Below are 22411 nucleotides of genomic sequence, written 5' to 3'. Positions count from 1 at the left end.
TGGGTACGGGCCGGATGACCGGACCTGCAACGCGACCAGACCGAAATGAATTGGACGACGCCAGATGAGCAAAGACCATGATCTTGACGAAGATGTCTTTGACGAGGACGAGGACGAGTTCGACCATTTCGTCGCGGCGCAGGACACGGTCCACAATACGGTCGTGGCGGAGCTGACAGCGGGTCGCAAGAAGACCCATTGGATGTGGTTCGTCTTTCCAGTCCTGACGGGGATTGGGGAATCGCCGATGGCCATGTTCTATTCCCTGCGCGATGCGGACGAGGCTCGGGCCTATCTGGCGCATCCGCTTCTGGGACCACGCCTGACCGACTGCATGCACCTGTTGCTGGATCACCGCGGCACCGACCCGGTCACCATCATGGGCGAAACCGATGCCTACAAGCTGCGGGCCTGCGCGACGCTGTTCGAACATGCCGCCCCGACCAGCCCGGTCTTTGCGACCGTGCTGGACGAGATGTTCAGCGGGCAGCGTTGCAACAAGACGCTGCGCATCCTGCGCAGGCCGGCCTCTGACGACTTGTTCGTCTGATCGGGTCGGCTGATGACGCAGACGCTTCTGTCCTTCGGTCACGGGTATTCGGCGCGGGCGCTCGAACGCATCCTGCTGCCGCAGGACTGGCAGATCATCGGGACCACGCGATCGGAAGCCAAAGCCGCCGCTTTGATGGCCCGCGGGGTGGAACCCCGGATCTGGCCCGGTGCCGACATGACGCCTGCGCTGGACCGGGCAACGCACCTGCTGATCTCCACCAGTCCGGACGATGGCAGCGACCCCGTCCTTGACGCCTTGCAAGATGATATCGCTGCACGGGCCGGTCAGTTCGCATGGGTCGGCTATCTGTCCACGACCGGAGTGTACGGCGATCATGCGGGCGGATGGGTGGACGAGAGCACACCGCTGACGCCGGCAACGGCGCGCGGACGCGCCCGCGTCGCGGCAGAGGCGGCATGGCAGGCGATCCCCGGATTGCCGCTGCACATCTTCCGGCTGGCAGGCATCTATGGGCCGGGCCGCGGCCCCTTTGCAAAGGTCCGCAACGGCACCGCGCGCCGGATCGTGAAGGATGGACAAGTCTTCAGCCGCACACATGTCGCCGATATCGGGCGCGTGCTGGCCGCTTCCATTCGTCAACCGAATCCCGGCGCGATCTACAACGTCTGCGACGATGATCCCGCGCCGCCGCAGGATGTCATCGCCTATGCCGCCGAACTGCTTGGCCTGCCGGTGCCGGAGGCGGTGCAATTCGATGAGGCCGAGATGTCGCCGATGGCCCGCAGCTTCTATGCCGAAAGCAAGAAGGTGCGGAATGACCGTATCAAAACAGAGCTAGGCGTGGAGCTGCTGTTCCCGGACTACCACAGCGGTCTGCGCGCCCTGCTGGCGCAGGAGGAGTAAGGGGCGACAGTTCGCAGAACTTCGACACCGACCCTTGTGCCGAAACCCCGGCGACCCGATCTGCAAACACGTGATCATCCCGATAAGGCCGCCATGACCCTCCGCACGACACTCGCCCGCCTGCTGGACCGTCCCGCCGTCACCCGCGGCATCGTCGCGATCATCGTGTTAAACGCCATCCTGCTGGGGCTGGAGACATCCGATGCCATCATGGGCGCTGCAGGGCCGCTCATCATCGCCCTGGATACGGCCTGCCTTGCAATTTTTGTGGCCGAGCTTTCGGCCAAGCTTTATGTCCAGCGCGGGGCGTTCTTTCGCAACGGCTGGAACGTCTTCGACTTTCTGGTCGTGGGAATCGCGCTGATTCCTGCCGGCAAGGGGCTGTCGGTGCTGCGCGCCCTGCGGGTACTGCGCGCGTTACGCGTCATCTCGGCGGCCCCGGCGCTCCGCCGCGTGGTCGAGGGGTTCGTCAGCGCCCTGCCCGGCATGGCCTCTGTCTTTCTGCTGATGGGGATCATCTTTTACATTGCCTCGGTCATGGCGACGCAACTGTTCGGTGCGGCGTTTCCCGACTGGTTCGGCACGCTGGCGCATTCGGCCTATTCGCTTTTCCAGATCATGACATTGGAAAGCTGGTCGATGGGCATCGTGCGCCCGGTGATGGAGCAATTTCCATTCGCGTGGGCGTTCTTCATCCCGTTCATCCTGATCACGACCTTCGCAGTGGTAAACCTTCTGGTCGGTCTGATCGTCAACGCTATGCAGGACGCTCATGCCGAGGAAGGCATCGCCGCGACGGACGCCTATCGCGACGAAGTGATGGCGCGGCTGATCGCCATCGAGCGGCGGCTGGAAGATCGCGCGGCACCGGGCAGCATCCGCAGATCGGAGTCCTAGGCTCGCTTGCCGATGACGCCGACGCCCAGAACCTCCAGCACCTTGGTTTCGATATCGGAGGCGTTGAGCCCGGCCGTCGCATACATGTCCGTCGGGCTTGACTGGTCGATGAAGGTATCCGGCAGGACCATGGACCGGAACTTCAGGCCCGTATCGAAGACGCCTTCTTCGGCCAGCAACTGGGCAACGTGACTTCCGAAGCCGCCGATGGCGCCTTCCTCGATCGTGATCAGCGCCTCGTGGTCGGCAGCGAGTTTCAGGATCATGTCGCGGTCGAGGGGTTTGGCAAAGCGGGCGTCGGCGATCGTCGGCGTGATGCCCTTTGCACCCAAGGCTTCGCAGGCCCGTTCGACTTCTTGCAGACGGGTGCCGAAGGACAGGATCGCGACGCGCTTGCCGTCGCGAATCATGCGGCCGCGGCCGATTTCCAGCGGTTGCGCGTCGACGGGAATTTCGACACCGACGCCCTCGCCACGGGGGAAGCGAAAGGCGATGGGGCCCGTGTCATGCGCCGCGGCGGTGGCGACCATGCGCACGAGTTCCGCCTCGTCGGCCGCTGCCATGACGACGAACCCGGGCAGGTTGGCAAGGAAGGCGACGTCGAAGGATCCCGCGTGCGTCGCACCGTCAGCACCGACCAGACCCGCACGATCGATCGCGAAGCGAACCGGCAGGCGCTGTATCGCGACATCGTGCACGACCTGATCGTAGCCGCGCTGCAGAAAGGTCGAATAGAGGGCGCAGAACGGCTTCATGCCACCCGCCGCGAGGCCGGCGCAGAATGTTACCGCGTGCTGTTCGGCAATGCCCACGTCGAAACACCTGCTGGCGTAGCGCGCCATGAACTTGTCGAGACCCGTGCCGTCCGGCATGGCCGCCGTGACCGCAACAATCTTGTCATCCTTGGATGCCTGCGTGATCAGAGCTTCTGCAAAAACCGATGTGTAGGATGGTGCATTGCTTTTGGCTTTCTGCTGTTCGCCCGTCAGCACGTCGAATTTGCTGCGCGCATGACCGCGGTCGGCCGCACCTTCCGCGGGGCCGAAGCCCTTGCCCTTTTTCGTGATCGCATGGATCAGGATCGGGCCGGTCGCCCGGTCCTTGACGGTCCGCAGGACGGCCAGCAGTTGATCCATGTCGTGCCCGTCAATCGGGCCGACATAGGAAAAACCCAATTCCTCGAACAGGGTGCCCCCGACGGTCATGTGTTTCAGCATGTCCTTCGCCCGCTTTGCCCCTTCGCGGAACGGCGGTGGCAGGAAAGATACCGCCCCCTTGGCCGCGGCCTTCAGATCCTGAAACGGACCCTCGGCATAGAGGCGCGACAGATAGGACGACATGGCACCCACGGGTGGCGCGATCGACATCTCGTTGTCGTTCAGGATGACGATAAGACGCTTCTTCAGATGGCCGGCGTTGTTCATCGCCTCGTAGGCCATGCCTGCGGACAGGGCCCCGTCGCCGATGACGGCGATTGCATCGCCCGGATCGCCGCCCAGATCGCGGGCGGTGGCAAAGCCCAGCGCGGCGGAAATCGAGGTACTGGAATGGGCGGCTCCGAACGGGTCATAGGAGCTTTCGCTGCGCTTGGTGAAGCCCGACAGTCCGTCCTTCATCCGTAAGGTGCGAATCCGATCGCGGCGTCCGGTCAGGATCTTGTGGGGATAGCACTGGTGGCTGACGTCCCAGATGATCTTGTCGCGCGGCGCGTCGAAGACCGCATGCAGTGCAACCGTGATTTCCACCACGCCCAGACCGGCGCCAAGGTGCCCGCCGGTGCTGGCAACCGTGGCAATCGTTTCCGCCCGCAGCTCGTCCGCAAGACGTCGCAACTGGACGTCCGACAGGCCCTTCATGTCGGCGGGCAGGTGTACGCGATCCAGCAGCGGGGTCTTGGGGCGATCGGTCATGTCATGTCCTCACTTGTCGCGCGCAATGACGAAACGCGCAGCGTCCTTCAGGGTATCGGCGCGCTGTCCGTAACAACCTAGCGCATCACAGGCCGCGTCCACCAATTCACCTGCGCGTCGGCGCGCCCCATCGAGCCCCAGCAAAGACACGAAGGTCGCCTTGCCCGCAGCCGCATCCTTGCCGACCGCCTTGCCGACGGCCGTCGCGTCCCCTGTTTCGTCCAGGATGTCGTCAGCGATCTGGAATGCGAGGCCGAGGGCGTCACCGTAAGTTTTCAGCGGCGCAATGTCAGACTGACAAATGCGAGGGCCACAACAGCATGCCCACGTGATCAAAGCGCCGGTTTTGCCGGCCTGCAGTGTGGTAATTTGATCGAGCGTCAAGGGCGGCCCATTTTCAGCCGCGATGTCCAGCGCCTGTCCCAGCACCATCCCATGCGCCCCGGCGGCCTGTGCCAGCGTCAGCGCAAGGGTCGCTCGGGCCGCATCGCTCACGCCTGACCCCGGTGCACAAATCATTTCGAACGCCAGCGATTGCAGCGCGTCACCAACGAGGATCGCCGTCGCCTCGTCCCATTGACGATGAACGGTCGGGCGCCCGCGGCGCACGTCATCGTCATCCATTGCCGGCAGATCGTCGTGGACAAGGGAATAGGCATGCAGCGCCTCGATCGCCGCGGCGGCATGACCGGCGCGGTCGCCGACGTCGTGCAGACGGGCGCCTTCGAGCACCAGAAAGGCGCGCAGTCCTTTGCCGCCCTGCACCGCGTAAAGCATGGCATCCCGCAGCGGCACATCCGGCACCGGCGTCAGGGCAAGTTCGATCAGACGCTGCGCCGTGGTGGCGTCCAGCGCCAGCTGATTGGCAAAGGTCACGGGTCGAGCGGTGCCGTGCCCGCAGCCTGACCGTCCGGCCCGGTCGTGATTCGCGCGACCTTTTCCTCGGCCTCGCTCAGCTTGGTTTCGCAACGCTTCTTCAGCGCGGCGCCGCGTTCGTAAAGTGCGATGCTGTCGTCCAGCGCCACGTCGCCGCGTTCCAGCTTGCCCACGACCTGTTCCAGCTCGCGGATCGCGTCCTCGAATGTCATGCTTTCAACCGGCGTTTCTGCCATGGCTGCGCTCCCTCAACACGTTCACATGCGCGGCGGCGGAAGCCCCCAGCGCCGTCAGGTCATAGCCGCCCTCGAGGCATGACACCAGCCGCCCACCGCAGTGTTCGTCGGCCAGATCACAAAGCCGTTCGGTGATCCACGTGAAATCGTCCTCGACCAATGCAAGGCCGGCCAGCGGATCGGCCCGGTGGGCATCGAAGCCAGCCGAGACGAGGATCAGTTCCGGCCGGAAGGCATCGATACGGGGCAGCACCCGCTCCTCCATCGCGACACGGAACCCGCGCCCGTTGGTGCCTTCGTCCAACGGCACGTTCACGACATTGTCGGCGACGCCCGTCTCGTCCGCCGCACCGGTGCCGGGATAAAGCGGGCTTTGATGGGTTGAGCAAAAGAGGATGCGGGGGTCGTCCTCTACCAGATCCTGCGTGCCGTTGCCGTGATGGACATCGAAGTCGACGATCACCACACGGCTGAGGCCGTGGTGGTCCAGCGCATGTTTCGCCGCGATCGCCACATTGCCGAAAAAGCAGAACCCCATCGCCGTCGTGCGTTCCGCATGGTGCCCGGGCGGTCGCATGGCGACGAAGGCGTTGCCGACCTCGCCGCCCAGCACCAGATCAACGGCGCGTACCGCGCCACCCGCCGCGCGCCAGACCGCCGCCAGCGTACCGGGCGACATATGCGTGTCAGCGTCCAGTGAAACGATGCCGCCGTCGGGTGCCGCCCGCTTGATTGCATCGAGGTGGGATTTCGGATGTACGCGCAGGACGTCATCCTCGGCAGCCAGCGGTGCGTCCACCCGCAGTAGATCCAAGTCCCGGAGCGCCCCCAGCACGGCGTCCATCCGGGCGACCTGTTCCGGGTGGCCCGGCGGCGTGACGTGTTCAAGGCAATCGGGGTGGGAAATCAATGCAGTTGTCATGTTCCCACAAAACCGAAAGCCAGTCGAAAGGACAAGGACCTTCATTCGGCCCGACAGACTCCCGCCAAGGGCCGTAAGCGGAAAAGAGGAAGTGACACCCTTTGCCGCAACTCAGGCGTCGTCGGGCGCCAGCATGTAGCCCGAACCGCGGACGGTCTGCAGATAGCGCGGCTGCTTGGGGTCGGCCTCTATCTTGCGGCGCAGACGGGTGATCTGCACGTCGACCGCGCGTTCCTGCGTCTGGCCACCGGAACGGCTCAGTTCCTCGACCAGTTCCAGACGGCTGACAGGCTCGTGCGGCCGGGCGGAGAAGATGCGCATGAGTTGACTTTCCGTCGCGGTCAGCCGCACCAGCGCCTCGTCCTGCCGCATCTCGCCCTTCGTGATGTCATAGCGGACGGGACCCAGATGCAGGATGGTCTTGGGGATCGGCTTTGCCTCTGCCTGCGGCGCGCGACGCAGAATTGCATTGATACGGAGCAGGAGCTCCTTCGGCTCGAAGGGCTTGGGGAGATAATCGTCCGCCCCCGCTTCCAGCCCGGCGATACGGTCCTCGGTCTCTCCCCGGGCAGTCAGCAGCATGACGGGGGTGCCGGACTGGTGGCGCAGTGCGCGGCAGAAACTTATCCCGTCCTCGCCCGGCATCATCACGTCCAGCACGATCAGATCGAATTCGAGACCCGCGAGGATGCGGCGGGCGTGCGCCGCGTCGCGTGCCGTGGTGACAAGGAAGCCGGATCGGACCAGAAACTTGCGCAGCAGGCTGCGGATGCGTTCGTCGTCGTCGACAACCAGAAGATGTGCATCGTCAGCGGCCATCGGGCTTGTCCACCATGGCCCGGTAATGATGCCGCATCTCATCGTCCATCATCGCCTCCAGCACCTGCCTGAACCCGGCGACCGCAACCGGGCCCGCCGCGCGGTAGGCGGTGCGCATCCTCTCGCGCTGGGCATCTGAAAGGCTGCGTTCGAGCGCAGCGCCCTTTTCGGTCAGGTGCAGGTGACGTTCGCGCTTGTCGCGATGGCCCACCGTGCTCGACACCAGACCATCGGCGATCAGGGTGCGCAGGACACGGTTCAGTGACTGTTTCGTGACGCCGAGGATTCCCAACAGGTTGTTGACCGTCGTGCCTGGGCTGCGATGGATGAAGTGGATGGCGCGATGATGGGCGCGACCATAGGCCATATCCTCGAGGATACGGTCGGGATCGGCCGTGAAACCGCGGTAGGCAAAGAACATCGCCTCGATACCCTTGCGCAGCTGATCGTCGGTCAGGAACAGCAGCGCCTGCCCCGACTGGCCCTGTATCGGCTGGTTCATCGGCTTCGTCCCCCATGGTTCGGCAGCACAATACGTCAGTGATGTTGACATGACTAGAGTCAACTGATAGCGAATCGTCACAAATCGCGCAACTTTATGTCCGAAACGGACCTAGTCACGATACAAATGGAAATTTGAAGGGGTTTCGCCATGGAAGGCGCCTACGACGACCGCGACGGTAAAATCTGGATGGACGGCCAGCTGATCGATTGGCGCGATGCCAAAGTCCACGTGCTGACGCACGCCCTGCACTATGCCTCTTCGGTGTTCGAGGGAGAGCGCTGCTATTCCGGCAAGATCTTCAAGGACCGCGAACATGCGGAGCGACTGCATTTTTCTGCCGGTTGCCTGGACTTCGAAATCCCGTATTCCGTCGACGAGCTGATTGCCGCGAAGGCAGAAACGCTGAAGGCCAACGGACTGACGGACGCCTATGTCCGGGCCTTCGCGTGGCGCGGTGCCGGGCCGGACATGGGTGTCGCATCGGCGCGCAACCCGGTTCGCACGGCGATCGCCGTCTGGTCGTGGGGCAACTACTATGGCGAAGCAAAGACCAAGGGTGCCAAACTCGACATCGCGAAATGGAAGCGCCCCAGCCCCGAAACGATTCCGCATCAGGCCAAGGCTGCCGGGCTTTACATGATCTGCACCATGTCAAAGCACGAGGCCGAGGCGAAAGGCTGTTCCGACGCGATGATGTTCGACTATCGCGGCTATGTGGCCGAGGCGACGGGGGCCAACATCTTCTTCGTCAAGGATGGCGAGGTCCATACACCCAAGCCCGATTGCTTTCTGAACGGCCTGACCCGGCAGACCGTGATCGGCATGCTGCGTGAAAAAGGCGTCACCGTTCACGAACGCCACATCATGCCGGAGGAGCTTGAAGGCTTCGAGCAGTGCTGGCTGACGGGCACAGCCGCCGAAGTGACCCCTGTGGGCCAGATCGGCGACTACAACTTCGAGGTCGGCAGACTGACGCTGGATATCGCTTCGGATTACGAAAAGCTGGTCCGCGCCTGATCAGGCGATTTGGCCGCGTTGCGGCCGCAACAGCCCGGCAACGCGTCCGCTGTCTTCGTAGCGTGCGCGGGGCCGCCTAAGCAGCTGATCGATGGCGTGATGGCGCAGGTCGCGTCGCGCGATCTGCAAGAAGCGGTCAAGGCGCGCGCTGTCGGTCGTGTCGCGGGGCAAATCAAGGATGTGTCTTGTCATGATCGGGTCCTCCTGCAGCGCAATATACCACAATCCTGCCCGATCTCAAAACCACGGACCCGTGCGCGCCGTCATGACACTGCTGCAGCCTTGACGGATCGGGGGGTTACGCCACTTTTAAGCGATCATCACGAGGACCGCCATGGCAGAGAAGATCGAACCTGAAATCAGACGCGCCGTAGAAGAAAACGAATCCCGCAGGCAGCAGGCTGAATCAGACCGCAAGGAAAAGGAAAGCAACGAGCCCGATGAGGAGGAGGCCGTCCGCGAGGCGTCCCACCTGTCCGCCAAGCTGGTCTATCAGGTCGTTCGTCGTGAAGGCGACGAGGAACTGCGCCGTCCGCAGACCTCGCTTTTCTGGTCGGGGATCGCGGCCGGCGTCTGCATCAGTTTTTCGGTGATCGGCGAAGCGCTGTTCAAGACCTATCTGCCGGACGTGAAATGGCTGCCGTTGCTGGAAAGCCTGGGCTATACCTTTGGTTTCCTGATCGTCATCGTCGGGCGGATGCAGTTGTTCACGGAAAATACGCTGACGACGGTTCTGCCGCTCTTTGCACGCCCCAGCCTTTACAATCTGTGGTGTGTCGGGCGTCTGTGGGGAATCGTGCTGGGCGCCAACGTGATCGGCTGCTTCATCGCTGCCGGTTTCATCGCCTACATGCCGACGTTCGAGCCCGACATCCTTGCCAGCATCACGGAGATCAGCAAGCACGCGACAGAACACGGCGCCTGGATCGGCTTTGCCAAGGCCGTGCCTGCGGGTCTGCTGATTGCGGCCCTGGTCTGGATGCTGGCGGCCGGCGAGCAAGAGAACTTTTTCATCATCATCCTGATGACATGGCTGATCGCCGCCGGGGGCTTTACCCACATCATCGCCGGATCGGTCGAGATGGCCTTTCTGTTGTTGACCGGAGAACTGGGGCTGATGGCCGCGATCTTCGGCTTTTTCATCCCGGTCTTTCTTGGCAACGTGTTCGGCGGCACGGTCGTCTTCGGTCTGATCACATGGGGTCAGGTCCGGGAAGAAGTCCACGATTCCACCGACCAGCATGGTGCCACGACGCAGTCGGACTAGTTGTGACCGACGGTCCCGGTGACCTTGCGTTGCCGGGCCCGCTTCAGTCCCAGATGCCTCTCGCGCAGGATGATCATCACCCCAGCAGAAATGACGATCGCCGCACCGATCATCATGGTCAGGGTCGGCACCTCGTCGAAGATGGCGTAGCCGACGATCAGGGCCAGGATCATCGAGGTGTAGTCGAACGGCGCCACGAGCGACGCATCGGCGAACCGGTAGCTGGAGGTCAGGAAGATCTGTCCGATGCCGCCCAGAAGCCCTGCCATGATCAGCATCACCCATTGCGCCGGCGTCGGCCACGCCCAACCCCATGGCAAGGTCAACAGCGACAGAACCGTTGCCGTCACTGAAAACCAGAAGACGATGGCGGCGGTATCCTCGGTGAAGACCAGTTTGCGCACGAAGACCTGCGCCAGTGCCGCGCAGACCGCCCCCATCAGCACCAGCACCGCCCCCAGCGTCTGCGCATGATCGACCTGCGCCCCCAGCGACAGACGGGGACTTAGCACGATCAGAACGCCGGCCAGCCCCAGTGCCACGGCGGACAAGCGAAAGGCGCGCACCTCTTCGTTCAGGAACATCGCGGCGAAGATCACGACCAGCAGCGGGGCGGCATAGCCGATGGCCGTCACTTCGGGCAGGGGCAAAAGGCCAAGGCCCGCAAAGCCAAGGCCCATGGCGGACGTGCCGACTAACCCGCGCCAGACGTGCCCCATGGGGTGCGCCGTCTTCCAGCCGTTGCGCAGTTCGTGCCGCATCGCCAGCCAAGCGACGATCACGGGCAGCGCGAAGGCACTGCGAAAGAACACCGCCTGACCGGGCGGCACGTTTTCGGACACCGCCTTGACGAGGGACGACATGGCCACGAAGACCATGACCGAAACAATCTTGTAGGAAATACCGCGCAAAGGCTGCATGGACGGCCCCTTTCGGCGGCACCCTAGGCGCGCGAACCGGCAGGTTAAACCCTGTGCGGCGTCAATTCCCGCAAAACCGGACGAAAGTCCGGGCCAACGAAGACGGGGATCGCGAGCGACCGCAGGCGTTCCACCTGCAGCAGGTCATCCGTATCCGCACCCCGCCCCGGTGCGCGCAGGATCACCCGCGCAATTCGTCCGGGATGGCGTACGGCGGCATCAGCATAGATCTGCGCATCGTGCTGCCCGGTGTCGCCGATCAGCACCGCCGGCAGCGCCGGATGTGCGGCAAGGATGCGGTCGATCGCACTGCCCTTGTGATCGCCATGACGACCGGTGATGAACTGATCCGTGCCGAAGCCGTAGTCGCGCAAGAATTTCGGCGCGTTTGGCAGACCAGCGCGGGCGAAGACGGTGGTCAGGAAACCGTGGAAGTTCCAAGGCGACGAACTGACGAAATAGACAGGGTTGCGGTCCTGTTGCGACAGCGCCCGGATCAGCGTCACCGCATCGGCAAACACCTCTCGGCTTTCGACGTTGCCGGTGAAGGACGTCCAGAGGTTGCGGGGAGTGGACCATGCGCCCGTATGGATCATCGTGTCATCGATATCCGAGATGACGACGACATCGGCATCCGGCCGTGCGACCAGCACCGGGCAGATCGCGGCATGACCGGAAATCGACACGGCCACATTCACCCAGCCAACCTGATCGGTCCGCGGCAGGAAAAGTGTGAAATACCCCTCCGCATCCGTCACCGCAGAGCTTGCGCCACTCGTCACGGTCACGTCGGCAACTTCATGGGTCGCGAAAAGGCGCATCATCTGGCGCGCATTCGCCAGTTTGCTGCGCCCGTCGATCTTCTCGACCTCGCGCGCGGCCAGCACGCGACCCCGTGCAATCAGGTGATCGGGCGTGGCGTAACCGTCGTAGGGTTCGATGGTCAGCCTCTCCAGATCGCCCTGAAAGAAGACGCGTTCCGCCGCGACCTCGACGATTGCAGCCGCACGCAAGAGACTTTTCCCCAGGCCCATCACCCGCCGATGTTGACCCGCAACACCTGACCGGGGTCGGCGTCGATCAGGATCAGCAAATCACCGTCGTTCAGAACCTCGACATCACGGATGCGGCCCACGTCCTGCAGCAGACGCTCTTCTCCGGCAACACGATTACCGTCAAGCCGAAGGCGCGTCAGCGACCCGGGATTGAGGCCGGCAATGAGCAGATCCCCCTGCCAGTCGGCGTAATCGCCATCATAGAACGCCATGCCCCCCGGTGCGATCACAGGGTCCCAGTAGTAGACGGGCTGCTCCATCCCCTCCATCGCGGACTTGCCCGAACCGACCGGGCTGCCGTCGTAGTTGACCCCATAGGAGATCACCGGCCAGCCATAGTTCAGGCCGGCTTGCGGATGGTTCAACTCGTCCCCGCCGGCAGGCCCATGTTCCATCGTCCAGAGCGTTCCGTCCGGCCCCAACGTCGCACCCTGCACGTTGCGGTGGCCGTAGGACCAGATGCCGTCGACACCGTCGCGGCCCACGAAAGGATTGTCCTGCGGCACGCTGCCGTCGGCGTTCAGACGGATCGTCTTGCCGTAGGTCGTGTTGATGTCCTGCGCCAGTTGACGGTTGTTTTCGGTAAAATGCTCGCCGGTCGTGATGAAGACCTTTCCGTCCGGCGTCGGCACGACGCGACTTCCGTAGTGGGCATAGGTATCGGCCGGCGGATCCTGCACGAAGATGTCCTTCACATCCGTCAGCTTGTCGCCATCCAGCACTGCACGTGCAGCTGCCGTGACGGTGCCGCCCTCTACACCCTTGGCATAGGTCAGATATAATACGCTGCTGTCGACGAAATCGGGCGCGATGGCGACGTCGAGAAGCCCACCCTGTTGCTTTGCATCGACCTGCGGCACGCCGCCGATCGGATCGGACAGTGCGCCATCGGCCGATATCCGGCGCAGGGTGCCGGATCGTTCGGTCACAAGGAATGTCCCGTCCGGCAGGGCGGCGATTCCCCAAGGGTTCGCCAGCCCCTCGGCGAAGGTGCTTACGGCGACGGGCGTGTCCGGCAAGGCCGGCGCGCGGGTCTGGTTTTCGAAAGCGGGGTTGAAATCGGCGTTACGCGGACCCTGATCGACCTGCGCGCAAGACAATGTCGGGATCAGGGCGATGAAAGCTGCGGTGCGCATGGGTCATCCTTCTGCAGGTGTGCCAAGGCCCAGATTGCGGCGTCGGCCACGGCGGGGTCGGCGTCTGTCGTCAGGGGTCTCAACACTTCTGCCAGCGCGGGGTTCCCGCTGTTGCCGATGGCATAGCACACGTTGCGCACGAAGCGGTCGCGGCCGATCCGCTTGATCGGACTGCCCGAAAAGCGGGTCCGAAAGGCAGTATCGTCGAGACCGGCAAGCTCGGTCAGCGGTGGCGCACGCAGATCGCCCCGCGCCGCCAGCCGCGCGTCCCGTCCATCGACGGCAAACTTGTTCCACGGACAGACGGCGAGGCAATCGTCGCAGCCATAGATGCGATTTCCCATCAGGGGCCGAAGTTCAGCATCAACCGGACCACGGTGTTCGATCGTCAAGTAAGAGATGCAGCGCCGCGCATCCAATTGATAGGGCGCGGGGAAGGCCTGCGTTGGGCAGATGTCCAGGCAGGCGGTGCAGGACCCGCAATGGCCGACGCTTGCCGCGTCCGGTTCCATATCCACGGTGGTAAAGATCGCGCCCAGAAAGATCCAGTTGCCCAGATCGCGCCCCAGCAGGTTGGTGTGCTTGCCCTGCCAGCCCAGCCCCGCCGCCTGCGCCAGGGGCTTCTCCATCACTGGCGCCGTATCGACGAAGACCTTGATCTCGGCCCCCGGTACCCGGTCGATCAGCCAGCGCCCCACGGCCTTCAGTCGCTTCTTGACCACATCGTGATAATCCCGTCCCTGCGCATAGACTGAAATCGCCGCCCGATCCCGCAGCGACAGGACAGCCAAAGGATCGACGTCCGGGGTATAGCTCTCTGCCAGCATGATGACCGACCGGGCCTCGGGCCAGAGCGCCGTCGGATCCCCGCGCCATGCCATGCGCTCTGCCATCCACCCCATCTGCCCGTGCCGCCCTGCATCGACGAAGGCCGCCAGCCGCGCCGCCGCCTCGGGCACGGCGTCGGGCCGACAGATCCCGATCTTGGCGAACCCGGAGGTGACGGCAAAGGCGGACAGGTCCTCCTTCAGTCCCATCGGCCTGCCGACTTTGGATACGGCGGGGTCCGGGGCAGCGCCCCGAAATGGGGTGGGTGGGCGGGCCCGCCCACCCACCAATCAGAAATCAAGGTTGGCATAATGCGACGGCGGCAGGAATCCCGGCACCTGATCGGCCAACAGCGACCGGAACGCCGGGCGCGACTTGATCTTCGCATACCAGTCCTTCACGACCTCCGACCGGTTCCAGTCCACGTCGGAGATGTAGTCGAGGCAGGACAGTTGCGCCGCGGCGGCGAAATCGGCCAGCGTCATCTCGTTGCCCGCCAGCCAACGGCGATGCTCCAGCAGCTTCGTCATGTAGTCAAGGTGGAACCGCATGGCGCGGCTCCCTGCCTTCACGTTCGTGCTGTCCGGATAACCCGTGCCCTTCACCTTGCGAAATACGCGCTCGCCCAGAAGCTTCTCGGTGCACTCGCGATAGAACTTGTCGTCGAACCAGCCCACCAGGCGCCGCACCTCGTACCGTGCGTCGGCATCGCGGGGCATCAGCGGAGGATTGGGGTGGGTATCCTCGAGGTATTCGCAGATCGCGGCGCTCTCGCTCAGCATCCGGTTGCTCAGCCGGAGCACGGGTACCTTGCCGGCCGGATTGCGGTGCAGGAAATCGCTGTCCTGCTCCCAGTATCGTTCCTCGATCAGTTCCACCTCGATGCGCTTCTCCGCAAGGCTGAGCCTTACCTTGCGTGAAAACGGGGAAAGGGGGAAATGATAGAGGCGGTTCATGGGACACTCGCGGTTCGGGATTGCACCCTCAATGCCGCACCTTTGCCCTGCGTTCAACTCTCGAAACAGGACGCCCGTCCGTCGGCGGCAATCGTCGCGGCCCCGTCCAGGATGCTGGCCGCCCGGCGGCGCTGCGACGATGTCGGATCCGCGGCGTCGCGCGCCTTCGGGTCCGGCAGCACCATCGCCAACCGCGCCGCCTGCACGGCGCTGAGGCTCTCGGCATCGACACCGAAGTAGTGTTGCGCCGCCGCCTGCACGCCGAAGATGCCGCTCCCGAATTCGGCGACATTCAGGTAGACCTCGAGGATCCGCCGCTTGTTCCACAGCAGTTCTACGAGTGGGGTCCAGACCGCCTCCACCGCCTTGCGGACCCAGTTTCGCCCCTGCCAGAGGTAGACGTTCTTCACCACCTGCTGAGAAATCGTGGAAGCGCCACGATCGCCGCCTGCTGCCAGTGCCGCGCGGATCGCACCGATATCGAGACCCCAGTGCAGGCAGAAGTTCGCGTCCTCGGCGGCCACGACGGACCGTGCCATGACCGGCGCGATGCGCGCCATCGGCACCCAGTCTTGCGTCACACCACCACGCCTGTGGCCCTCTGCCAGCATGTAGGGTGTCGTCAGCGGGTTCACGACCCGGTAGAGGAGTGTCACCAGCACGACCGCACCAATCAGCCCCAGCACTCCACGCCGTAGAAGGCGCCGGATCGACCGGCCCGTCAAGCGCGGCAAGGGAGTGTCGGACTTTACGGATTTGCGGGTTTTCGCCATGGCCCCATAAGTCACGCGGGCCCGCCCGCGGTCAAGATTGCAGAGCCGAAAACACCCCGCGGCGTGTCCCGCCGCGAGGTGTCTTCTGACCGTCAAAAGATCTTCATTCAGCCGGGATGGCCTGCTCCTCAATGTTCAGCGGGGCCTTGAGGTGAATCAGCATTTCCTTCGGGCAGACCTGAATGAAATTCTGCCGCTCGGCATCCCAGTGCTGCAGGATGTCCTGCGCCTTGCGGCTGGAGGTCTCGGCCACGTGACGTTCAATCAGCCGCAGCAACTGATTTTCCCAATGCGGCACGGTGACCGGGCAGGTCACGAGCGTTTCCATGTTGATCAGTTCCGCCCCGGTGCCGTCCGGATCGTAAAGGTACGCCATCCCGCCGGTCATGCCGGCGCCGAAGTTTGCGCCGATGCTGCCAAGAATGACCGCAACGCCGCCGGTCATGTATTCGCAGCCGTTAGTGCCGCAGCCCTCGATCACGACATGTGCGCCGGAATTGCGGACGGCAAAGCGTTCGCCGGCACGGCCGGAGGCAAAGAGATACCCCTTCGTGGCACCGTATAGCACCGTGTTGCCAATGATCGTGTTTTCAGAGGCCACCAGCGGGCTTTGCATCTGCGGACGGACCACGATGGTGCCACCCGACAGACCCTTGCCGACATAGTCGTTGGCATCGCCGCTGACTTCCAGCTTCAGCCCGTGGACGAGGAACGCCCCCAGCGACTGGCCGGCCGATCCGCGCAGCTTTACCGTCAGGTGGTCGTCCTGCAGATCGTTGTTCATGCCGAACCGGCTGACGATATGGCTCGAGGTGCGGGTGCCGATGGTGCGCAGCGTGTTCTGCACCGCGTATTCCAGCTGCATCTTCTCGCCGTCCTTCAGGAAGCGTTCGGCGTCCTTCACGATCTCCACGTCGAGCGTATCCAGCACCGCGTTGCGCGGCTGGTTGCGGTCGTACTTGATCTTGCTGGCGCCATCGACGGTGATCAGCAGTGGGTTCAGGTCGAGGTCATCGAGATGCGCCGAGCCGCGGCTGACCTGCGTCAGCAGGTCCGCCCGGCCGATGACCTCCTGTATCGACCTTGCCCCGATGGAGGCGAGGATTTCCCGCACTTCCGTGGCGTAGAATGTGATCAGGTTCACAACCTTGTCGGCGTTGCCCACGAACTTCTCGCGCAAGGCAGGGTCCTGCGTGCAGACGCCAACCGGGCAGGTGTTGGACTGGCACTGGCGGACCATGATGCAACCCATGGCGATCAGTGCTGCGGTGCCGATACCGTATTCCTCGGCCCCCATCATCGCGGCCATGACGATGTCGCGGCCCGTGCGCAGGCCGCCGTCGGTCCGCAGCACGACCCGCTCGCGTAGTTTGTTCATGGCAAGCACCTGATGTGCCTCAGTCAGGCCCATCTCCCACGGCAGGCCGGCATACTTGATGCTGGTCGCGGGGGAGGCCCCGGTGCCGCCGTTATGGCCCGAGATCAGGATCACGTCGGCCTTGGCCTTGGCCACGCCCGCGGCGATCGTGCCGACGCCGGAGGAGGCCACCAGCTTTACTGTTACCTTGGCGCGCGGGTTGATCTGCTTAAGGTCGTAGATCAGCTGCGCCAGATCCTCGATCGAGTAAATGTCGTGGTGCGGCGGCGGAGAGATCAGCGTGACGCCCTCGGTCGAGTGACGCAGGCGCGCGATGAGCTTGGTAACCTTCATGCCGGGCAGTTGCCCTCCCTCGCCGGGCTTGGCGCCTTGCGCGACCTTGATCTCCAGTTCCTCGCAGGCGTTCAGGTATTCCGCCGTGACGCCGAAACGACCGGAGGCAACTTGCTTGATCTTGGCGGACGGATTGTCGCCGTTCGCCTCCGGCAGGAAGTGCGCCGGATCCTCGCCGCCCTCGCCGCTGTCGGATTTCGCGCCGATTCGGTTCATGGCGACGTTCAGAGTCTTGTGCGCCTCTGGCGACAGGGCGCCCAGCGACATGCCCGGCGTCACGAACCGCTTGCGGATCGATGTGATGCTCTCCACTTCCTCGATGGGAATAGCCTTGCCCAGCGGCTTGATTGCCAGCAGGTCGCGCAAGTGGATCGGCGGATTCGACTGCATCGCCTTCGAAAATTGCTGCCACATCGCGTAGGAGGATTTGGCACAGGCCGCCTGCAGCATGTGCATGGTCTGCGCTTCCCAGGCGTGCTTCTCGCCGGAACGCCGCGCCTTGTAGAAGCCACCGATGGGCAGGACCTGTTCGGTCTGGCGCCAGCCATGGGCGTGGACTTCTTCCAGCTTGGATTGAATGCCATTGATGCCGATGCCAGAGATGCGCGATTGCATGCCGGGGAAGTATTCGGCGACCATGGCGCGCGACAGGCCCACTGCCTCGAAGTTCAGGCCGCCCCGGTAGGACGACAGAACCGAAATCCCCATCTTGGACATGATCTTGAGCAGCCCCGCATCGATGGCGGCGCGGTAGCGGCCCACGGCCTCTGTCAGGGTGCCGTCGATCAGACCGCGGTTCAGGCGGTCTGCGATGCTGTCCTGCGCAAGGTAGGCGTTCACGGTGGTTGCACCGCAGCCGATCAGCACGGCGAAATAGTGCGGGTCCATGCATTCGGCCGAGCGCACGTTGACGGAGCAGAAGGTCCGCAGGCCATTCCGCGTCAGGCCGGAATGGACGGCGCTGGTTGCGAGGATCATCGGCATCGCGACACGCGTCTCTGACTGATGCTGATCGGTCAGCACGATGTGACCGGCACCGGACCGGACGGCATCTTCCGCCTCTGACCGAATGCGTTCGAGGGCATGCGCCAGTGCGTGATCGCCCGGTGCGAAGGTGCAGTCGATGTGGGCGACGCTTTCACCGAAATGATTCACCATCTCGTCGAATTCGGCATTGGCAACGAAGGGGCTTTCCAGCACGAGGATCTCGGTCTGGCTGCTGTCCTCGTCCAGCACGTTCTTGAGGTTGCCGAAGCGTGTCTTGAGGCTCATCACCCGGCTTTCGCGCAGGCTGTCGATTGGCGGGTTCGTGACCTGGCTGAAGTTCTGGCGGAAGAAATGCGACAGCGGGCGGAAGGTCGTGGACAGCACGGCAGAGGGCGTGTCGTCACCCATCGACGCGATCATTTCCTTGCCGTCCTCTGCCATTGGCGCCAGCACCTGCTCCAACTCCTCGATGCTGTAGCCGGCAGCGCGCTGCCGGCGGCGCAGGACCTCGCCTTCGAACAGCGCCTTTTCCGGCACGTTCTTCAGCAGGTCGGAGAGTTCGACGACCTTTTCGACCCAGTCGCCGAAAGGCTGCGCGACGGCGAGTTTGTTCTTCAATTCCGTGTCGTGGTAAAGCCGCCCTTCGGTCATGTCGACGGCGATCATCTGGCCGGGGCCAAGCGCGCCCTTTTCCACGACGGTCGCCTCGTCCACCGGGACCATCCCGGCTTCGGACCCGGCGACCAAGAGGCCGTCACCGGTCACGACATAGCGCAGCGGACGCAGACCGTTGCGGTCCAGACCGCCGCAGACCCAGCGGCCATCGGTCATTGCAAGTGCGGCGGGGCCGTCCCATGGTTCCATCACGGCGTTGCAGTAGCCGTACATGTCCTGCCAGCTTTGCGGCATCTCGGCCTGCTGCTTTGACCACGCCTCGGGTACCATCATGGTTTTGGCCATGGGCGCTGTGCGGCCCGCACGGACCAGCACCTCGAACACGGAATCGAGCGCCGCAGAGTCAGACGCCCCCGACGGGATGATCGGTTTGATGTCGCCCGCCGCTTCGCCGAATGCCGAAGAGGCCATGCGAATCTCGTGGCTGCGCATCCAGTTGACGTTGCCCTTCAGCGTGTTGATCTCGCCGTTGTGTGCAAGCATGCGGAATGGCTGCGCCAGAGACCACTGCGGGAAGGTGTTGGTTGAGTAACGCTGGTGATAGATCGCGAAGGCGGATTCGAAGCGCTGGTCCATCAGGTCGGGGTAGAAGACGGCGACCTGTTCGGCCAGCATCATGCCCTTGTAGATGATCGACCGCGTCGACATCGAACAGATGTAGAACCCCGCCACACCCGCGGCGGTCACGGCCTTTTCGATCCGGCGGCGGATGATGTAGAGTTCGCGCTCGAACTGCTCCTCGTCGATGTGACCCTCGCAGCGGATCAGGATCTGCTCGATCTCTGGCCGGGTGGCATTGGCCTTTTCGCCCAGCACGTCGATGTTCACCGGGACGTGGCGCCAGCCGTAGATCCAGTGGCCCATGCGCAGCACTTCGGATTCGACGATCGTGCGGCAACGCTCCTGCGCGGCGAAATCCGTGCGCGGCAAAAAGATCTGGCCCACGGCGATACGCTCGCCTTCGGCGTGTTCGTGCCCCGTGCGACGGATCTGGTCATGAAAGAACGCCTGCGGGATCTGGACGTGGATACCGGCGCCGTCGCCGGTCTTGCCGTCGGCATCGACAGCGCCCCGGTGCCAGATCGCCTTCAATGCGTTGATGCCCTTTTCGACGACGTCGCGGGACGCCTCGCCCTTGATCGACACGACAAGACCGACCCCGCATGACGCATGTTCGTCCTCGTCCCGATAAAGGCTGTTCTCGGCCATCCACTTGCGCTTGGCTTCCTCGGCGGCGACCCAGGTTTCATCATAGGTTGTCATGGGGATACTCCTTGGGTGTCACGGACGGTGCGGACGACAGGATCGCGCCGCAGTCGAATTTCGGATTGGCGGACAGGAAGCCGGGTTCGCCCGGATAGATGAACTGCACCGGGCGGTCATCCTTGTCGAAAGGTCTTTCGGGCACAGTGACGGTCCCGGTGCCGCCGATGAATATGCGCCATTTGGCATTGACGAATTCGTTGCCCTGCGACGACCAGAGCGTGCTGCCGTCATCGGCATAGGCCGTAATCTCGTATTCCGTCTGCTGCAGCGCGACGTCGTCGATGGTCACGACCTTGCCGGTCAGTCGGTCTTCGCCGACGTAGCGGGTCGAACCGATCTCGTCAGACAAGGTACGGAAATCATAACTGTCAGCCCCGGTTTTCAGCAATGTACTGAGGGACGCGGGGTCCTTGGGGCTATCTTCCAATTGCTCCCGATGGTTGGTGAAGGGATAGAAGCTGGACAGCCACTGGGCGTCCTCGTCGGTGCTGCCCAGATAGGTCAGGCCGTCCTCGGACAGGCTGACCCTGCGCTTCAAGCCTTCGGGGTCTGCGGCGCAGGTGAAATGGTGCTCTACAGCGCAGCTGCGGCTTTGGATCGTCAGAAAGGCCGTGCAGCCCTGCGGCAGCGCAAACACGTCGGCCGCCATTGCGGGCGAGCCGATCAGCGACAGGACGACCAGCGTCCGCCGCATCATTCCGCCGCCACCGCGTCGGATTGGGACAGATAATCGAGGATCGCCGTTGCGCAGTCACGGCCGTCCTTAATTGCCCAAACCACAAGGCTTGCACCCCGTACGATGTCACCGGCGGCAAAGACGCCGTCCAGCGTGGTCTTGCCGGTGGTGAAATCGGCCTTGACCGTCCCCCACCGCGTCACCTCCAACCCCTCGACACCCCAAAGCGTCGGCAGATCCTCTGGCTCGAACCCCAGCGCCTTGATGACGAGGTCCGCCTCTTCGACGTAATGGGCGCCGTCGATCAGTTCCGGGCTGCGGCGTCCGGTGGCGTCGGGCTGGCCGAGGCGCATCTTGTCGACGACCACACCGCGCAGCGGGCCGGTGATAGCCCGGGTGTCGTTCAAGTTGGCTGCATCGTCGACGAACATCTTGGGCGCGGACAGCCACACGAATTCGACGCCCTCTTCCTCGGCATTCTGCACCTCGCGCTGCGATCCGGGCATGTTCGCACGGTCGCGGCGATAGAGGCACTTCACGGATGTCGCGCCCTGACGGATCGCTGTGCGCACGCAGTCCATCGCGGTATCGCCGCCGCCGATCACGACAACCTTCTTTCCCGCGGCATTCAGTTCGCCAGAGTTGAACTCGACCACGTCGTCGCCGAAGCTGACACGGTTGCTGGCGGTCAGATAATCGATCGCGTTGACGATTCCGTCCGCATCGACCCCATGGTTATCCAGATTGCGCGTCTTGTAGACACCCGTCGCGATCAGCACGGCGTCATGCTTGCCCCGGATCGCGTCGAAGGACAGGTCGTCACCCACGTTGCAATTCATCACGAATTCGACGCCGCCGTCTTCCAGCTGTGCCATCCGCTTCATCACGACATCCTTTTCCAGCTTGAAGCCGGGGATGCCGTAAGTCAGCAGGCCGCCGCCACGGTCATAACGGTCGTAGACCGTCACCTGCACGCCCTGACGCCGCAACATGTCGGCGGCGGCAAGTCCACCGGGGCCGGCGCCGATGATGCCGACGCTTTCGGTCCGCTCCGCATGGGGGCGGATCGGTTTGACCCAGCCTTCATCGAAGGCGGTGTCGGTGATGTATTTCTCGACGGATCCGATTGTCACCGTTCCGTGGCCCGACTGTTCGATCACGCAGTTGCCTTCGCAGAGGCGATCCTGCGGGCAGATGCGACCGCAAATCTCGGGGAAGGTGTTCGTGGCCTGACTGATCTCGTAGGCCTCTTGCAACCGGCCTTCGGCGGTCAGACGCAGCCAGTCGGGAATGTTGTTCTGCAGCGGGCAATGGGACTGGCAATAGGGCACGCCGCATTGACTGCAACGGCTTGCCTGCTCCTCGGCCTTGGACCTCGCATACTCGGCGTAGATCTCGTGGAAATCCGTACGACGCAGATCGGGTGGCCGCTTTTCCGGCATATCCCGACTGACGGTCGTGAACTTCAGCATCTTCTGGCCGGCCATTGTCTTCTCCATCCTCACGCTGGCGCCGTTTTACGGCGGGTCATGCGGAAAGAAAAGGCAGCAATGCTGACCTAA

Annotated in this window: 21 protein-coding genes; 5 read left to right on the top strand and 16 right to left on the bottom strand. The window is 63.5% G+C overall.

Annotation, left to right across the window (positions count from 1 at the left end):
- Nucleotides 1–64 precede the first annotated feature (64 nt).
- The 3 genes from BUA54_RS09230 to BUA54_RS09220 all read left to right on the top strand — a co-directional run bounded on the left by BUA54_RS09230 (nucleotide 65) and on the right by BUA54_RS09220 (nucleotide 2314).
- Complete coding sequence (locus BUA54_RS09230) at nucleotides 65–550, top strand: DUF1810 domain-containing protein (RefSeq protein WP_072856949.1); 486 nt, start codon at nucleotides 65–67, stop codon at nucleotides 548–550.
- Nucleotides 551–562: 12 nt separating this feature from the next.
- Nucleotides 563–1417, top strand: coding sequence for an SDR family oxidoreductase (locus BUA54_RS09225; RefSeq protein WP_072856948.1), 855 nt, complete (start codon nucleotides 563–565; stop codon nucleotides 1415–1417).
- Between the two features lie 93 nt (nucleotides 1418–1510).
- Complete coding sequence (locus BUA54_RS09220) at nucleotides 1511–2314, top strand: ion transporter (protein WP_072856947.1); 804 nt, start codon at nucleotides 1511–1513, stop codon at nucleotides 2312–2314.
- Here the strand turns inward: BUA54_RS09220 and dxs are convergent.
- The 6 genes from dxs to BUA54_RS09190 form a co-directional block, all read right to left on the bottom strand.
- The gene (gene dxs, locus BUA54_RS09215) at nucleotides 2311–4224 is read right to left on the bottom strand and encodes a 1-deoxy-D-xylulose-5-phosphate synthase (RefSeq protein ID WP_072856946.1); all 1914 of its coding nucleotides are present in this window, start codon (nucleotides 4222–4224) and stop codon (nucleotides 2311–2313) included. The genes BUA54_RS09220 and dxs overlap by 4 nt on opposite strands.
- A 9-nt stretch (nucleotides 4225–4233) precedes the next feature.
- Nucleotides 4234–5100: a polyprenyl synthetase family protein gene (locus BUA54_RS09210; RefSeq protein ID WP_072856945.1), complete on the bottom strand. Its 867-nt coding sequence runs from the start codon at nucleotides 5098–5100 to the stop codon at nucleotides 4234–4236.
- Nucleotides 5097–5336: an exodeoxyribonuclease VII small subunit gene (locus BUA54_RS09205; protein WP_072856944.1), complete on the bottom strand. Its 240-nt coding sequence runs from the start codon at nucleotides 5334–5336 to the stop codon at nucleotides 5097–5099. The genes BUA54_RS09210 and BUA54_RS09205 overlap by 4 nt, the downstream gene beginning before the upstream one ends.
- Complete coding sequence (locus BUA54_RS09200; protein WP_072857051.1) at nucleotides 5317–6258, bottom strand: histone deacetylase family protein; 942 nt, start codon at nucleotides 6256–6258, stop codon at nucleotides 5317–5319. Before BUA54_RS09200 ends, BUA54_RS09205 begins: the two co-directional genes overlap by 20 nt.
- A 111-nt stretch (nucleotides 6259–6369) precedes the next feature.
- Complete coding sequence (locus tag BUA54_RS09195) at nucleotides 6370–7077, bottom strand: response regulator (RefSeq protein WP_072856943.1); 708 nt, start codon at nucleotides 7075–7077, stop codon at nucleotides 6370–6372.
- The gene (locus BUA54_RS09190; RefSeq protein ID WP_143155385.1) at nucleotides 7067–7579 is read right to left on the bottom strand and encodes a MarR family winged helix-turn-helix transcriptional regulator; all 513 of its coding nucleotides are present in this window, start codon (nucleotides 7577–7579) and stop codon (nucleotides 7067–7069) included. Before BUA54_RS09190 ends, BUA54_RS09195 begins: the two co-directional genes overlap by 11 nt.
- A 150-nt stretch (nucleotides 7580–7729) precedes the next feature.
- Between BUA54_RS09190 and BUA54_RS09185 the strand changes: the two genes are divergently transcribed.
- A complete protein-coding gene (locus BUA54_RS09185; protein ID WP_072856942.1) occupies nucleotides 7730–8599 on the top strand; it encodes a branched-chain amino acid aminotransferase in 870 nt (289 codons plus the stop codon).
- Here the strand turns inward: BUA54_RS09185 and BUA54_RS09180 are convergent, their stop codons facing one another.
- Nucleotides 8600–8791: a hypothetical protein gene (locus tag BUA54_RS09180; RefSeq protein ID WP_143155384.1), complete on the bottom strand. Its 192-nt coding sequence runs from the start codon at nucleotides 8789–8791 to the stop codon at nucleotides 8600–8602. It lies immediately after the preceding gene.
- A gap of 142 nt (nucleotides 8792–8933) precedes the next feature.
- Between BUA54_RS09180 and BUA54_RS09175 the strand changes: the two genes are divergently transcribed.
- Complete coding sequence (locus tag BUA54_RS09175; RefSeq protein ID WP_084114263.1) at nucleotides 8934–9866, top strand: formate/nitrite transporter family protein; 933 nt, start codon at nucleotides 8934–8936, stop codon at nucleotides 9864–9866.
- Here BUA54_RS09175 and BUA54_RS09170 read toward each other — a convergent pair.
- The 9 genes from BUA54_RS09170 to BUA54_RS09130 form a co-directional block, all read right to left on the bottom strand.
- Nucleotides 9863–10786, bottom strand: a complete 924-nt coding sequence (locus tag BUA54_RS09170) for a DMT family transporter (RefSeq protein ID WP_072856940.1) — start codon at nucleotides 10784–10786, stop codon at nucleotides 9863–9865. The genes BUA54_RS09175 and BUA54_RS09170 overlap by 4 nt on opposite strands.
- Nucleotides 10787–10830: 44 nt before the next feature.
- Nucleotides 10831–11799 (bottom strand): phosphatase domain-containing protein, encoded by a 969-nt coding sequence (locus BUA54_RS09165; RefSeq protein ID WP_178352732.1) that lies wholly within the window; start codon nucleotides 11797–11799, stop codon nucleotides 10831–10833.
- A gap of 20 nt (nucleotides 11800–11819) precedes the next feature.
- Entirely contained in the window at nucleotides 11820–12977 is a 1158-nt protein-coding gene (locus BUA54_RS09160; RefSeq protein ID WP_072856938.1) for a PQQ-dependent sugar dehydrogenase, read from the bottom strand.
- A complete protein-coding gene (queG, locus tag BUA54_RS09155) occupies nucleotides 12950–14014 on the bottom strand; it encodes a tRNA epoxyqueuosine(34) reductase QueG (RefSeq protein WP_072856937.1) in 1065 nt (354 codons plus the stop codon). Before queG ends, BUA54_RS09160 begins: the two co-directional genes overlap by 28 nt.
- An 81-nt stretch (nucleotides 14015–14095) precedes the next feature.
- The gene (fzlA, locus tag BUA54_RS09150) at nucleotides 14096–14761 is read right to left on the bottom strand and encodes an FtsZ-binding protein FzlA (RefSeq protein ID WP_072856936.1); all 666 of its coding nucleotides are present in this window, start codon (nucleotides 14759–14761) and stop codon (nucleotides 14096–14098) included.
- 53 nt (nucleotides 14762–14814) lie between these two features.
- Nucleotides 14815–15534, bottom strand: a complete 720-nt coding sequence (mtgA, locus tag BUA54_RS09145; RefSeq protein WP_072856935.1) for a monofunctional biosynthetic peptidoglycan transglycosylase — start codon at nucleotides 15532–15534, stop codon at nucleotides 14815–14817.
- A gap of 103 nt (nucleotides 15535–15637) precedes the next feature.
- Nucleotides 15638–20170, bottom strand: a complete 4533-nt coding sequence (gene gltB, locus BUA54_RS09140) for a glutamate synthase large subunit (RefSeq protein ID WP_072856934.1) — start codon at nucleotides 20168–20170, stop codon at nucleotides 15638–15640.
- Nucleotides 20157–20870, bottom strand: a complete 714-nt coding sequence (locus tag BUA54_RS09135) for a hypothetical protein (protein WP_245810600.1) — start codon at nucleotides 20868–20870, stop codon at nucleotides 20157–20159. Before BUA54_RS09135 ends, gltB begins: the two co-directional genes overlap by 14 nt.
- Nucleotides 20867–22336: an NAD(P)-dependent oxidoreductase gene (locus BUA54_RS09130; protein WP_072857048.1), complete on the bottom strand. Its 1470-nt coding sequence runs from the start codon at nucleotides 22334–22336 to the stop codon at nucleotides 20867–20869. Before BUA54_RS09130 ends, BUA54_RS09135 begins: the two co-directional genes overlap by 4 nt.
- Nucleotides 22337–22411 lie beyond the last annotated feature (75 nt).

This window comes from Loktanella atrilutea, assembly GCF_900128995.1.
GTDB classification, from domain to species: domain Bacteria; phylum Pseudomonadota; class Alphaproteobacteria; order Rhodobacterales; family Rhodobacteraceae; genus Loktanella; species Loktanella atrilutea.
This window is presented reverse-complemented; position numbering and strand designations above follow the sequence as displayed.